General features: G+C 35.1%; 14 protein-coding genes. 6 read left to right on the top strand and 8 right to left on the bottom strand.

Going from position 1 to position 15,344, the window contains the following annotated elements:
- The first annotated feature begins 7 nt into the window (after nt 1–7).
- Genes rpmH through mnmE form a run of 6 tightly spaced genes read left to right on the top strand, consistent with a single transcriptional unit; the run spans nt 8 to nt 4,432 of the window.
- A complete protein-coding gene (gene rpmH, locus ACYQ1E_RS08070) occupies nt 8–142 on the top strand; it encodes a 50S ribosomal protein L34 (RefSeq protein ID WP_459877640.1) in 135 nt (44 codons plus the stop codon).
- Between the two features lie 4 nt (nt 143–146).
- The gene (gene rnpA, locus ACYQ1E_RS08065) at nt 147–482 is read left to right on the top strand and encodes a ribonuclease P protein component (RefSeq protein WP_459877637.1); all 336 of its coding nucleotides are present in this window, start codon (nt 147–149) and stop codon (nt 480–482) included.
- Between the two features lie 9 nt (nt 483–491).
- Nucleotides 492–767 (top strand): membrane protein insertion efficiency factor YidD, encoded by a 276-nt coding sequence (gene yidD, locus ACYQ1E_RS08060; protein WP_459877634.1) that lies wholly within the window; start codon nt 492–494, stop codon nt 765–767.
- Nucleotides 760–2,370, top strand: a complete 1,611-nt coding sequence (gene yidC / locus ACYQ1E_RS08055) for a membrane protein insertase YidC (RefSeq protein WP_459877631.1) — start codon at nt 760–762, stop codon at nt 2,368–2,370. The genes yidD and yidC overlap by 8 nt, the downstream gene beginning before the upstream one ends.
- 30 nt (nt 2,371–2,400) lie before the next feature.
- Nucleotides 2,401–3,054, top strand: a complete 654-nt coding sequence (gene jag / locus ACYQ1E_RS08050) for an RNA-binding cell elongation regulator Jag/EloR (protein WP_459877628.1) — start codon at nt 2,401–2,403, stop codon at nt 3,052–3,054.
- A 4-nt stretch (nt 3,055–3,058) separates the two neighbouring features.
- Nucleotides 3,059–4,432 (top strand): tRNA uridine-5-carboxymethylaminomethyl(34) synthesis GTPase MnmE, encoded by a 1,374-nt coding sequence (gene mnmE, locus ACYQ1E_RS08045; protein WP_459877625.1) that lies wholly within the window; start codon nt 3,059–3,061, stop codon nt 4,430–4,432.
- Nucleotides 4,433–4,489: 57 nt separating this feature from the next.
- On the opposite strand, the gene nadB is transcribed toward mnmE, so the two are convergent.
- From nadB to ACYQ1E_RS08005, 8 genes are all read right to left on the bottom strand, one after another.
- Entirely contained in the window at nt 4,490–6,082 is a 1,593-nt protein-coding gene (gene nadB / locus ACYQ1E_RS08040; protein WP_459877622.1) for an L-aspartate oxidase, read from the bottom strand.
- 24 nt (nt 6,083–6,106) lie between these two features.
- Complete coding sequence (nadC, locus tag ACYQ1E_RS08035) at nt 6,107–7,036, bottom strand: carboxylating nicotinate-nucleotide diphosphorylase (protein ID WP_459877619.1); 930 nt, start codon at nt 7,034–7,036, stop codon at nt 6,107–6,109.
- Nucleotides 7,029–7,724 (bottom strand): metal-dependent hydrolase, encoded by a 696-nt coding sequence (locus ACYQ1E_RS08030; RefSeq protein WP_459877616.1) that lies wholly within the window; start codon nt 7,722–7,724, stop codon nt 7,029–7,031. Before ACYQ1E_RS08030 ends, nadC begins: the two co-directional genes overlap by 8 nt.
- Before the next feature lie 13 nt (nt 7,725–7,737).
- Complete coding sequence (locus ACYQ1E_RS08025) at nt 7,738–8,298, bottom strand: UbiX family flavin prenyltransferase (protein WP_459877614.1); 561 nt, start codon at nt 8,296–8,298, stop codon at nt 7,738–7,740.
- 536 nt (nt 8,299–8,834) lie between these two features.
- Nucleotides 8,835–10,241, bottom strand: a complete 1,407-nt coding sequence (locus ACYQ1E_RS08020; protein ID WP_459877611.1) for an efflux transporter outer membrane subunit — start codon at nt 10,239–10,241, stop codon at nt 8,835–8,837.
- Between the two features lie 34 nt (nt 10,242–10,275).
- A complete protein-coding gene (locus tag ACYQ1E_RS08015; protein ID WP_459877608.1) occupies nt 10,276–13,410 on the bottom strand; it encodes an efflux RND transporter permease subunit in 3,135 nt (1,044 codons plus the stop codon).
- A 25-nt stretch (nt 13,411–13,435) separates the two neighbouring features.
- Complete coding sequence (locus ACYQ1E_RS08010) at nt 13,436–14,584, bottom strand: efflux RND transporter periplasmic adaptor subunit (RefSeq protein ID WP_459877605.1); 1,149 nt, start codon at nt 14,582–14,584, stop codon at nt 13,436–13,438.
- Nucleotides 14,585–14,630: 46 nt separating this feature from the next.
- Entirely contained in the window at nt 14,631–15,224 is a 594-nt protein-coding gene (locus tag ACYQ1E_RS08005) for a TetR/AcrR family transcriptional regulator (protein WP_459877602.1), read from the bottom strand.
- Nucleotides 15,225–15,344 lie beyond the last annotated feature (120 nt).

The raw sequence follows: 15,344 nt of genomic DNA, 5'->3' as shown, positions 1-15,344 counted from the left end.
TGTTATTATGAAAAGGACTTATCAACCAAGCAGACTTAAGATGAAGAGGACCCATGGATTCCTGGTCCGCTCAAGGACAAAAGGTGGCAGAAAAGTGTTAAAGCGTCGCAGGGCAAAGGGAAGAAAGAGACTCACAGTGTAATTTAATGCTGAAAATCACAAAATCCAAAGAATATCAGGATTGTTATTTAAGGGGCAAAAAAATCACAACACAACATTTTATAGTGTTTGTGAAATTAAGACAACCCGACCACCTTGGACCAAAACTGGGAATAGCCGTGACCAAAAAAGTGGGGAAAGCAGTTTGTAGAAACAGAATTAAAAGGCTTATTAGAGAAGGATTTAGACAATCAAAACTTGGTCAATCTAAGGCAGATATAGATGTAGTTGTAGTTGCAAAAAAAGGTATAAAAAAACAAGATTTAACCTTAGATTCAGTCAAAAAACAGCTTGATTTCGCATTAACTCATATTAATAACTAGTCTGAATGTATGATTAAACTAATTAAAGATTTTTTAATATTCTTAATTTTGTGTTATCAAAGATTGATTTCCCCATACCTTCCTTCTAGTTGTAGGTATTATCCCAGTTGTTCTGAGTATTTTATTCAGGCAATTTCAAGGTTTGGCCTGATTCGTGGAATTTTACTTGGCATGATCAGACTGAGTAAATGTCATCCCCTAGGTGGCATGGGAGTAGATGAAGTACCACAGAATTTTTCCTTAAATCCATTTAAAATTAGGAGTAGTGGACGTGGACATGAATGAAAACACAAGGCTCATGCTCGCACTGGGACTTACAGTATTGGTGCTGTTGGTCTGGAATATCTTGTTTCCACCGCCAAAAGAGAATACCAGATACAACTCTACAAAACATCAAAGAGAAATTCAAAAGGGTAATGAAATAACAAAAAGCTCCAGGATAGTATCTTTACCAGATCAAACAGATGCTAATTATAGTTATTCAAAGGGAGAGACCATAACTATTGAAACTCCATATTATATTGTAAAAGTGAATTCACAAGGTGGGATTTTTGAAGAATGGGAGCTTACTCGTTATAAAAATTCAATAAAACCAGATTCTAAAAATGTTTATTTAATTACCCAAGATATAATACAAAAGGGTCCCCTTGGTATTCTCTTTAACTATAATCCAACCTGGAAGGTATCTCACTGGGAGTACTCTGGTAGTTCAGCAAAACTCTCAAAAAAGGATTTAACAACACTTACTTTTAAGACACAATTGGATAAAATCATTATCTCAAGGAAACTCACATTTTATGGAAACAGTTACAAAATTGATGAAGAGCTAGCTGTTTACAATACATCCAACCATCCTGTGGCTGGTATTTTGGGCGTATGTATTGCTGCTTCATCTGAACCTGAACATTCATCTAGATTTAATAAAAAGCAAGTTGTCTATTACACAAAGGAAAAAGAACTTGAAAAGCAGTGTAGCGAGAAAAAACTTACACCTGGTATTGAGTTTAAGGAACCAATTTATTGGGCTGGCATTGAAGATAATTACTTTCTTTTATCTATTGTTCCCCTTACTGGTGATTATACCTTAAAGGCAAAACTGGAAGATGGAGTGTATAGATTGGCTGTTGAAGCAAGGTTCAATCTATCACCAGAGAAGGGTATATCTTTTAAAAACCTCTATTACATTGGTCCAAAAAAAGCAAAATATTTAGAAAAACTTCCAAACCATGTGAGCGCTGCTATAAACTATGGCTGGCTGGATGTACTTGCCAAACCCCTGGTTATAGCTCTTAACTTTTTTTATAAATACACCCACAACTATGGTATAGCCATAATCATCCTGACAATTGTCATTAAGATCTTATTCTGGCCCCTTTCTCACAAGAGTTATAAATCTATGGAACAGATGAAAAAGATTCAGCCCTTGATGCAGCAGCTAAAGGAAAAGTACAAAGATGACAGACAGAAACTCAATGAAGAGTTGATGAGGTTATATAAGACCTATAAGATCAATCCAGCAGGTGGCTGTATACCCATGTTACTGCAAATTCCTGTATTTATCGCACTATATGAAGCGCTATTAGGGGCAATTGAGCTTAGACATTCACCATTTATCTACCATCTGCCTTTTACACACATAATATGGCTTGCTGATCTATCTGCTAAGGATCCCTTGTATATTACGCCTATTTTAATGGGTGTTACTATGTTTATACAACAAAAAATGACACCCAGTGGTGGGGATCCAACCCAGGCAAAACTTATGTTACTTATGCCAGTGTTTTTGACTTTTCTTTTTTTGAACTTTCCATCCGGCCTGGTAGTTTATTTTATAACAAATAATATATTATCAATAATTCAGCAATGGTGGATGTTAAAGAAAAGTTAACCATAAAAGTTACTTTTATTAGGAGAGCTTATGGAGACGAAAAAAATATTTGAAGATAAAAATATAGAATCTGCAATTGAAAAGGCATGTAAATACTTTAATAAAGACAAAAGCGAACTTGAAATAAAGGTAATAGAAGAGGGATCCAGTGGAATCTTTGGAATTGGAGGGAGGAAAGCAAAAATAGAGGCTTCTTTAAAATATGACGTAAAAAAATTAGAAAGAATGGTAAAAGAGATGGTTAATCACTTAATATCCTATTTAACTCCCTTATCTGAAGTAAATGTATCTATTGATGAGAAAAACATAAATGTATCTATTGGCGATTGTCCAAATTCAGGTCTAATTATTGGAAAAGAAGGGCAAACAATTTCAGCCCTTGAATATATCCTAAACAAGATGGTATCTAAAAAATGGCCTGACAGGGTATATGTTCATTTAGATGCCGCTGGGTATAAAGAGAGACAGGAAAACAACCTGAAAAAACAGGCAATTGAACTTGCAAAAAGGGCAAAGACCATTGGAAGACCATTTAGCACAAGACCCCTTAGTTCTTATCACAGGCGGGTGGTGCATATGGCACTAAGACATGATAAGGATATAATTACCCAGAGCCGTGGAGAAGGGCCATTAAAAAGGGTACAAATAGCACCCAGGAAAAGATTCAGGAGGAAGACAGAGTAGATATATGAAAGACACAATCTGTGCCATCTCTACCCCCCTGGGTCAGGGGGGTATTGGAATAATCAGAATAAGTGGCCCCTCAGCCCTCTCAATAGGAGCATCCCTTTTTAAATCATCCAAAAATATAAGCCAAATAAAACCCTATAGATTATATCACGGTTATATCAAATCATCTAAAGGTGTTATTTTAGATGAGGTTTTAATCAGCTATATGCCTGGGCCTGGTTCATACACTGGAGAAGATGTCTTTGAAATAAACTGCCATGGAGGTCCAGTTGTTGTAAAAGCAGTACTCGAAGAAGTGGTAAAAAAAGGTGCAAGACTGGCTAAACCTGGTGAATTTACAATGCGGGCCTATTTAAATAACAAAATTGATCTATCAAAGGCAGAAGCGATATTAGAAATCATATCTTGTAAAGGAGAAAAAGGTCTTTTTTTTGCGTGCACAAAACTCAGTGGTGCCTTAAAACAAAAAATAGATTCAATCAAAGACAGGTTAAAACACATAATGGCACAAGTGGTGGCAGAGATGGACTTTGATGAAGAGATAGAGGAATTTGATCCTGTAAAAATTCAGATGGATGTTGGTGCTATATTAGAGGAAATTGACTATTTAATCGAAAACAACAAAAGATATTCTCCTCTAATGGATGGAGCTAAAGTTGTTTTGTGTGGAGAGGTGAATGCAGGAAAGTCTTCTATTTTAAATGCAATTCTGGGAAAAGAAAGGGCAATTGTCACATCAATTCCAGGCACTACAAGGGATTTTATTGAAGAGACTATAAATATCCATGGGATACCAGTTAAGATAATAGACACAGCTGGCATTAGAAAATCTCAAGATGAAATTGAAATAATGGGATTAAAAAAAGGATTGGAATTAATAAAAGAAGCTGATCTAATGCTCCTGGTTTTTGATATTTCTAAAGATATTCCAGGGGAGGTCAAAGAAGTTATATCTTTAAAAGAAAAAAACAAGATTATTGGTGTTGCAAACAAAATAGATATTTCAGGGTTAAATCATAAGAAGGATGATATAATTTTTTTTAAACAAAATGGGATAGATTTAATATATGTCAGTGCAAAAACAGGAGAAAATATAAAACAATTAGTAGATTTAATTGCAGAAAAAATAACAGGAAATAATATTGAGCCACCAGAAAATGAAATAGTTCCAAATCTAAGACAGACAGAACAATTAAAATTGGCCAGAGATGAACTATTAGCTATTTTAAATTTAATACCTACCCATTCTGAAATTGATATTCTCTATACTCACCTTGAAAACACAGTCAAACACTTACAGGAAATAACTGGAGAAATAACAACAGAAGATGTGCTAGATAGAGTGTTCTCAAATTTTTGTATTGGAAAATAAATTATTCAAACTTATTCCCAGAAAAGAAGCTTTTAAGTCGGCAACTATCAATTTAGACTATTTGTTTACTCTGAAATGACATCCAACTGATTTAGTGTTTCTGTTGGCCGAGTCTGTAATAATAATGGCACACTGGCAACCGTGAAAAAGATCAATCAGATTTTTACTAATAGGTGTGTTTCTATAAAATTCATAGAGTCTTTTACTTAAGTTGTGTAGATCTTCTCTTGCCCGTTTTAACCTGGAAGTTGTTCTGACAATTCCCACATAATTCCACATGGTGTGTTTGATTGTAAGCCAGTCCTGTGCCACAAGCGCTGGATCTTCATTTTTATCAGTGCCAGGAGAAGACCAATCTGGAATAGAGCCCATTAATTTTTTTGATAACCTATTTTTTTTCTGAAGCCTTTTTGATATTGAGAGACCTGCACTGTGTCCCCAGACTAGTCCTTCCAGCAATGATGTGCTTGCAAGGCGATTTGCACCATGAACACCTGTACAACTCACTTCACCCACTGCATATAACCTGTTTAATGTGGTCCTGCCTTCAAGATCTACTAATATTCCTCCACAAAAAAAATGTGCAGCTGGAACAACAGGAATAGGCTCTTTTGTAATATCATAGCCAGCTTCTAAACATTTTTTATAAATATTGGGAAACCGTTTAGGAATGTCTTTTTTTACAAAATCCGCTGCATCCAGGTAAACAAAATCATCGCCAGTTCTTAACATCTCTTCAACAATAGCCCTACTCACAATATCTCGTGGAGCCAGATCCCCTCTTGGGTCATATTCTTTCATAAAGGGTGTTCCATCGATTCTTACAAATCTGGCACCTTCTCCTCTAAGTGCTTCTGATATTAAAAACTTTTGACCCCCTCTTTGATATAGTGCAGTGGGATGAAATTGAATAAATTCACAATTCATCACCTTTGCTCCGCTTCTATAGGCCATGACCAATCCTGAGCCTATTGAGGAAGGGGCATTAGTTGTATGTAGATAGACCTGACCAACACCGCCTGTGGCAAGTACTGTATAATCTGCCATTACAGTCTCAACTCTATCTTCTTGTTGGTTGTATATATATGCACCTATACATTGATTGATCAGATGGTATTTAAACTCTAATTTTAATGAGTGATGGTGAGAAGTAATGAGGTCTATTGCAGTATGTTTTGTAAGTATTTTTATGTTTGGATGTTCTTTAATCTTTCTTTTAAATGAGTCAATTATCGCCCTTCCTGTATAATCTCCGCAATATAAAATCCTATTTACTGAATGAGCTCCCTCTTTTGTTAATTTAAAATTTGAATCTTTATCCCTTTCAAAGGGGACATTTAACTCATTAATAAGTATATCTTTAACTATATCTGGACCTTTATTGCTTAAATATTTTACAGATTTTTGATAGTTGTATTTCCATCCTGCTGTTAAGATGTCCTGTTGTAGAAGTTTAGGAGAATCATTAGGCCCTCTATAAACAATACCACCCTGGGCAAGAGGGGAGTTACCAGTATCTATATCATCTCCTGAGGTGATCAAAGTAACTGATAAACCTTTGTTAGCAAGAGTAAGTGCAACACTACATCCCGCAATTCCAGTTCCAATTATAAGGACATCAGTGTAATATCTGTTGTTCTCTTTGCTCATATTTCTATTTCCTTCTTGTAATGTTTATAGTATACTCATACTAAGGTCTATACAGGGAGCATCTTTTGTGATTGCACCAACAGAAATAAAGGTAGCACCAATATGTGCAAATATATCTATATTTTCTAAATTAATACCACCACTAATCTCTGTTTCAATATAAGGAGGAATTAATTTGATACATTCTTGTATTTGACAGGGATTCATGTTGTCAAGGAGTATTCTATCTACTCTTAATTTAACAGCTTCTTTAACTTCATCTATATTTCTACACTCAACAATAATTGGTGGACAAGAATTTTTGTATTTATCTCGCAGGGATAAAATTGCCTTTTTTATTGACCCAGCTCTATCTATGTGATTATCCTTAATCATTAACATTTCAGATAGATCCATCCTATGATTTTTACCTCCTCCTATTAAAACAGCATATTTATCTAAATATCTAAGGCCAGGTAGGGTTTTTCTTGTATCGAGTAACTCTGTATTGGAGTGTTTTAATTTTTGTACAAATTTATGTGTATATGTTGATATTCCGAATAGATGGGACAAAAAGTTTAATATTACTCTTTCACCTTTTAATATATCTATTGCACATCCTGAAATGACAGCTATTTTTTCTCCTTTTAGAACTTTATCTCCATCTTTTTTTAAATACAAGACCTTGTTTTTATTTGAAAGGCACAAAAGTATTATATCTATTAATGGTAGTGCTGAACATATTGCATCTTCTTTGGCAATAATATAGGCATCTGCTCTGTCACTTTCTTTAAAAATGCCTATTGATGTTAAATCTTCTCCATCTTCTCTTAGGGCAAGGTGGATGATATTTAAAAGTAAATTCCATCTATCAGGTGTAAAGAATTTAAAAAAAAGATTAAAGTTATTATCTAAGGTAAATTTTAACTTGTTAAAATCAGGGGAGTAGAACTCCCCTTGATTTTTGTTATTCAAGTTCTATTTCCTCTCCAGGTTTTAATGAAATTACCTTTGTATCAATACCTAATTCTTTTACACTCTTTTCAAAGTTCTCAGTACTTGTTTCTAAAACAGGAAAAGAGCCCCAGTGCATGGGAATTACATTTTTACATTTTAAGAGTTTGCAAGCATAAGCTGCCTGTCTTGGATCCATGGTAAATACTCCGCCAATTGGCAACATGGCTAAATCTATATTGAAAAGTTCTCCATAGATTTGCATTGAAGCAAAGATGGATGTATCTCCTGCGTGGTAGATTGTGTAATTGTCGGGAAATTGAATTATATAACCAACTGGAGTTCCAGAAGCAGTTGAGTGATGGGCCTCAACCATTGTGATTTTTATTCCATTTTCTTCAACTGTGCCTCCCAGATTAAAACCCATTCCATATATGATTTGACTATCATTAACACCCATTTCTTTTAATTTCATGGCAGTCTCCACAATAGCTCCCAGCTTGGCACCTGTGTTTTTGCATATTTCAACTGCCTCTCCTACATGGTCAAAATGGTCATGGGTAACGAGCACTACCTGGATATCTTTTACCTCACTTGCTTTTTTTGAACATGCAGGATTGTCATTAAACCAGGGGTCAATTAAAATATTTCCCCTTTCTGAGTTCACCTGAAAACAGGCATGTCCGTGCCATATTACCTTTTTTTTCATAACCACACCTCCTTTAGTTTTTCTCCCATCTGGGAGTTATGGAGTTTTTAATACCTAATTGATCCAATATCCTTGAAATTACATGGTCAACCAGATCTAAAATGGTTTTTGGTTTATGGTAAAATCCAGGGCAGGCGGGAAAAATAGTAGCTCCAGCCCTGGCTGCCTTTAACATATTTTCTATATGAATTGTATTAAATGGCATTTCCCTTATCACAAGTATTAATTTCCTTCCCTCTTTTAATGTAACATCTGCTGCCCTATGAATTAGATTATTACCACATCCATTAGCAATAGCTCCGAGTGTTGCCATGGAACAGGGACATATTACCATTCCGTCATGTCTCCATGAACCACTGGCTGGTGGGGCCTCAATTTCATCTTCAGAATAAAGATACCCACCCCTTGTCTTAAAAAAATCCACATCTATTTGGTTTTCAATAGCTAAGACCTTTTTGCCTGCACATGAGATAATAACGTGGGTACTTATATTGAAATTAGTTAAATATTCAAAAAATCTAATTCCATATATAGCACCACTAGCCCCTGTAATTCCAAGTACTATCTTTTTCATGGTCTCCCTGTAACTTATATTTAAAAATAAATCAATATAGAATGTTGACAACCAGCAATTCTCGGTGAGGGACAAATTAGATCATTTTAGATGTTTTATCTCCTTTTTTCAGATTCAAAAAACTACTTTTATTAAAAATTTAAGAAAATTTTATAAAATAGACCCTCTCTTTAGTAAAAATATCCTCTTAAAATCTCTTTTTGGACGCAGTATTCCCTCAAACTTATTTCCACAAATTCAAAAAATATTCTCTCAAAAGATTTTTTACTATGGAGGAGAGTAAAAAAACTTCAGATATTCCTCCCAACTCTCAAATAACAAAATCCGAAATGTCACTCGCAAATGATTCCAGTATTCTTTCCGAGAACTAAATTTCGCTCGCCATTTTTGATATAATAGGTCCGTTAATTCTAATATCTGATGTACAAAAAATGTTAAGCACAAATGCATAAATTCTCATAATAAATTTTAACCAAAAGTCTTTTGGATTTGTTTGGTTGTCTTCCAAAAAATAATCACCTTGAGCATCAGAAGTCTTAATTCCCACCACCACCACCAAGTGCAGCGTAAAGGGCGATGCGGTTTGCGTATTTTGACATGACCAGGGTTGTGAGATCCTGTTTTGCCTGAAGTAAATTCCTATTTGCATCAAGCACTGAAAAATAGCTATCTATACCCTGTTTATATCTTTTTATGGCAAGTTGATAGGTCCTCTCAAGAGAATCAACAAGTGATTTTTGCGCCTCGATTTGCTCATCTATAGTGGCTTTTGTAACAAGTCTATCCATTACTTCTTTAAAGGCCCTTTGAATTGTTTTTTCATACTGGGTTAGCACAATTTTTCTCTGTACCTTACTGAGCTTATATGCTGCCCAGATCCTTGCATCAAACACAGGAAGTGCTCCTTTTAAGCTCAAATTCCATGTACGTGCTGAGCCTTTAAAGAGATTTGACAAATCATCGCTCACGGTCCCAATTCCACTGGTTAAAGATATGGACGGAAAAAATGCTGCCCTTGCAGCACCAATTAATGCGTATGACGCCTTTAGATTGTGCTCTGCCGCCATTATATCTGGTCTATTTAATAAAACCATTGAGGACAGACCTGGCCTTATATCTTCAAAGGGATTTTCATAAGGCAAACCTGAAGGGAGTAAATTATCATCAATATGTGTGCCTGCTAAAAAATTTAAGGTGTTTATGTCCAACTCTACCAGTTGTTTTAAATTTACTACTGCTACTTTTACAGATTCAACATTTGTCCTTGCCCTGTTAAGATCAATTTCAGTTGCAACACCCACATCATATTGACTCTTTACAAGGTCAAGGTTGTTTTGCGCTGTTTTTAACAATTCATTGGCAATCCTTAAATTTTCCCTGTCAGCACAAAGCCTAAGATAGGCCCTGGATACTTCTGTTATAAGGGCTATCTGAGCTGCCCGCCGATTTTCCTTTGCTGCTAAAAACTTTTCTAAGGCCTCCTTTTTATAAGACCTGATCTTTCCAAAAAAATCTATCTCCCACTCTGCAAGTCCAAAATTAACACTGTATTGCTTTTTTATATAAGCCTTTTTTGTGAATGATATATCACTTGGCACCCTTTGTTTTTCCATGCCAGATGTAACATACAAAGACGGATATAGTTCTGCAGCCTTAATCCCATATAAGGCTCTTGCTTGTTCAACATTTAATATGGCAAGTCTAAGGTCTCTATTATTTTTTAGAGCAAGTCTTATAATTTGCTTTAATTTTGAATCTTTAATAAAGTCCTGCCACTTTATCTCTGTAACATTGGTCTCATTGCCAAAGGAGATATTTTTAAAAATTTTTTTATCTGGAAATTTCTTTTCAACTGGCATTCCAGGTCTCTTATATTTTGGAATAAAAGAACAACTATATATGAAAAGTAAAATCACATATACTATAGTTATATTTTTTCCCATCTATCATCTCCTTTTTAATAAACATAACTATATTTTAAGCTTGTTTTTTGCGTTGTCCCAATAGTTTATATACAATTACAAAGAATAGAGGTATCAAGATTGTAGCAATAAAAGTGGATGAAATTGTCCCACCAATCACTACTGTGCCTATTGCATTTTGCGCTCCAGATCCTGGACCATATGCTATTGCAAGGGGAAGTACTCCCATACCAAAGGCAAATGAAGTCATAAGAATTGGTCTAAGTCTAAGTTTAGCACCTTCAAGCACTGCTTGAATCAATTCATAACCAGCATCGATCCTTTCTTTTGCAAATTGAACAATCAATATTGCATTTTTGGTGGTAAGACCAAGTACTGTGACAAGTCCAACCTGGAAATATACGTCATTGTCAAATCCTCTCCAATTTGTCGCAAGGATGCCACCAATTACACCAAGGGGCATGGAAAGTAATATTGCAATTGGGATTGGCCAGCTCTCATATAATGCTGCAAGGACCAGAAATATTACAAAGATTGCAAATCCATACACAAGGGGCCCTTGTTTTGTAGCCATCTTTTCTTGAAAAGATAGACCAGTCCATGCGTACCCAAATTCCTTAGGAAGCTTATTTACTAGGTCTTCCATGGCCTTTATTGCATCACCAGTACTAAAGCCTGGAGCTGGTTCTCCCCATATATTTATAGAGGGAAAGCCATTATATCTCTCTAATACCTGAGCACCATAAATCCACCTGCCCTTTGCAATGGCTGAAAATGGGACTAATTTCCCCTCAAGATTTCTAATATAGATTTTTAACATGTTTTTTGGCATCATCCTGTATGGTGCATCAAATTGGACATATACTTTTTTCACCCGCCCACTTTTTACAAAATCGTTCACATATGCTGACCCAATTGCTGCTGCAATATTATTGTGAATTGAGGTAATAGGTAAATTTAAGGCCCCTGCTTTCTCCCAATCTATATCTATCTTGTATTGCACTACAGGATCCATTCCATTTGGCCTCACACGTATAAGCCGGGGGTCTTTGGATGCCATATAAAGTAATTGATTTCTGGCATTAATTAATTTTTTATAGCCTGCACCTCCATAATCAAGTAGCTCAAAATCAAACCCCGCTGCATTACCAAGCTCAATTATAGGTGGAAGCTGAAAGGCAAAGACCATTGCATCGTTATATGTAGAAAATTCCCTCATAAGCCTGTTAACTATAGCCCTAGGTGATAAATCTTTCCCCTTTCTCAGACTCCAATCCTTAAGACGAATAAATCCAAGTGCTACATTTTGTGCTTGACCAGCAAAGGAATAACCAAGTGCTGCACCAAAGGATTTAATAGTCTTTTGCTCCTGTTTATTTATATATCCTTCTATTCTTTCTATAACCTTTTTTGTTTGCTGAAGGGTTGAGCCTGAAGGCAAAATTGCCTGCACAAGTAATATACCCTGGTCTTCATTTGGCAGATATCCGGTTTTCATATTCAGAAATAAATAGCCTGTTATACAAACAACCAACACATAAATAATAAAAAACCTTATCTTTCTGGCAAGTGTATATCTAACCATTGAAATATATAGGTCTCTGCCCTTTCTTAAAATCCTATCAAAAATTTTTAAAAAAGGTCTAAAAATAACGAAGGACCTCTCATAAGGCGGAGTCCCTTTTGGATAAGGCTTTAAAAAGGTAGCACATAATACAGGGGTCAAAACAAGGGCTACCAGTACAGATAAGAGCATTGCTGCGGCAATTGTTACTGAAAATTGTCTGTAAATTATTCCTGTTGAACCAGGAAAAAAAGCCATTGGTAAAAACACTGCTGATAAAACCAGTCCAATACCAATCAATGCCCCTGATATTTCATCCATTGACTTAGCAGCAGCCTCCATTGGTGAAAGGCCTTCGTCTTCCATGATCCTATCTACATTTTCTACCACAACAATGGCATCATCAACTAAAAGTCCTATGGCTAGGACCATTGCAAACATGGTAAGCATGTTTATAGTAAAGCCAAGGACCCAGATTATACCAAATGTTCCCAGCACAATTACTGGAATAGCAATAGTGGGGATTATAGTTGCCCTAAAACTTCCTAAAAATATAAACATTACAATGAACACAAGTATAATTGCCTCATACAAGGTCTTTACAACTTCATGTATAGCTGCCCTTGTAAATGGAGTGGTATCATAAGGATAAACAACTTTGACTCCCTCAGGAAAATATCTGCTCAATTCCTTTAATTTATTTTTTATTGCATCTGCAACCTCTAGAGAATTTGCCCCAGCCATTTTTCTTATAGCTAAAAATGCACCGGGTTTTCCATTATATCTTGCTATCACGTCATAGAACTCTGTTCCAAGTTCCACACGTCCCACATCCCTGATATAAATCCTGGAGCCGTCTTTATTTATTCTTATAGGAATTTTAGCAAATTCCTCTGGTGTCTTTAAGTAATGTTGAACTATTATTGCTGCATTTAGTTTTTGCCCTTTAGTTGCTGGAGCTCCGCCTATCTGCCCTGCTGAAACTTCTACATTGTATTTTTTTAAAGCAAAAATTATATCTTCTACAGTTAGATTATATTTTATTAACTTATCAGGATCTAACCAGATTCTCATAGCATATTCTGTCCCAAAGGTCTGCACTTCACCCACACCAGGAAGTCTTGATAAAACTTTTTCAATATTTGATTTTGCATAATCCCGTAAATCATTTCCATTATATCTACCATCAGTAGAGATAATGCCAACTATGAGTAAATAGTTTCTCGTTGACTTATATACATCTACACCCTGTCTTCGCACTGTCTCGGGCAAACGGGACATAGCAAGTTGAACCTTGTTTTGCACCTTGGTCCAAGCTATGTCTGGGTCGGTCTTGGGAGAAAATGTGAGCTCTATTCTACATATGCCAGCTGAAGTAGACCTGGCATTTATATACCAGAGACCATCTAAGCCTGTTAATTTCTGCTCTATAACCTGGGTAACTGTGCTCTCAACGGTTTCAGCTGATGCACCTGGATACCTTGCCTCAACTCTAATTACTGGAGGAGCTAGTTCTGGATGCTTGGATACTGGTAAAAATTTAATGGCAAGCAAACCAAAACTCATCAGTGATATGGCAATTACCCAGGCAAAAACCGGTCTTTTTAGAAAAAAACGAGATAACATCTAGTCCCTCCTCTGGAATATCCAATTATCTTCTGGTATTAGGGGTATTTGGAACAGCTTTTACTGGAATTCCTGGTCTTATAAATTGAAGACCCTTTACTATAACTCTATCATTTTCCTTCAGCCCTGAGGTAACCAGCCACTTGTTACCTATGCTTCTATCAATTACCACAGGATTTGTAACTGCCCTGTTTTGTTTATCCACAACAAAGACATACGGCTTTCCTCTGGTATCAAACATTATCGCCTCTTCAGGTACCAGCATCCCATTTTCCATAATACCTTCAATAATCCTCACCCTGACAAACATCTGTGGAAGCAATACTTTGTTTTTATTTGGGAATTTGATCCTCAAAATGACCGAGCTTGTGGTCTTATCCACTGTAACTTCATTAAATTCTAAAACTCCCTTCTCAGGATAAATAGAATTGTCCTCAAAAATAAGCTCTACATTTTTATCCATATCTGGTGAAAATCTTAATAATTTTGATTTTCTCTTTTTTTTCAGTTCATATAATTCTTTTGTTGAGATTGGCACATCCACATAAACTGGATCAAAGTGTTGAATTATTGCCAAAGGATTTGGTTGATATGCATAAACAACCTGTCCTTCTGTTATATATGAGCGTCCTATTATACCATCAATAGGGGCTTTGATATAACAATAATCCAGATTGATCTTTGCAGATTTTATCTGTGCTTTGTATAGCTCAATATTGGCCTTTAATTTATCTAATGCAGCCTTGGTATCATCATACACCTGTTTACTAATAGAATTTGTTTTTACAAGGACCGAATATCTTTTAACCTTTTTTGATAATGAAGGAACATTGGCTTCAGCTGCCTTTAAAGCAGCCTGAGCACTTTCAAGGGCAGCTTCATAAGGTCTTGGATCAATGATATATAATAGTTCCCCTTTTTTCACATATGAACCCTCCTTGAAGACCCGTCTCATTATAGTTCCACTTACTTGTGGGATTATTTTTGCGCTTTTATATGAGGCAACTCTTCCTGGTAATTCCTTTATCAGAGTGACTCTTTGTTTTTTTATTAATATATAGGATACCACTGGAAGCTTCATTTGCATCTTTTCTGGATTTTTTTTTGTTTGTTTACATCCAGATAATAAAAAAATAAAAATAATAAAATATGGCAAAATGTATCTTTTCTCCATAAAACACCCCCCCCACTTTATCTAAATTTTTTTTTAAAAGAATTTTTTAAACATAGTGTTTATTCAATGAATTTAAGATTATTTTTACATAAGATAAAAGTATATCGTTAATATTAGATTTTAAATTTTTCTTTCTTAAAAAGATTTCATTGGTTAAAAATAAATCAAAAATCATTCCTCTAAATGCCATGACTAAAATTTTTAAATCAGACTTTTTTTTATTATTGTCTAGATATTTTAAAAAGATATTTACCAAAAAATCATCTAATTGAGTTATTATTTTTTGATGAATATCTATAATCTTTTCTGAATATTTATTTATTTCGGAAAATGTTATCATAATAAATTTCTTTTTTGATACCAGCGTATTATAAAACTTTTTTGCCAAGGAAAATAATACATCTTCTAAATTTGATTGTTCTATTTTTTTTACAGCATCGAGCAAATCTGGGATAATTGATTTGCTGTTTAAAACTTCTTTAAATAATGTTTCTTTGTTACCAAACTTCCTGAAAAGTGTTACTTCTGAAACCGAAGCTGCCTTGGCAATTTCCCTTGTACTGGTACCATGATAACCCTTTTCTGAAAACAGGGTATAAGCGGCCTCAATTATCCTTTGTCTTGTACTTAAATTTTGCATGATTAAAAAATGTAAGTAATTACTTACTTTCTTTCTGAATTGAAAAAAAGCTAGAGAAGATTATATTGAAAGGCTCTCAAAAGTCAATGTAAAATTTGTTAAAATTTTTGGGATGGGCTG

The sequence above is a fragment of the Desulfothermus naphthae genome (assembly GCF_054657475.1).
This window is presented reverse-complemented; position numbering and strand designations above follow the sequence as displayed.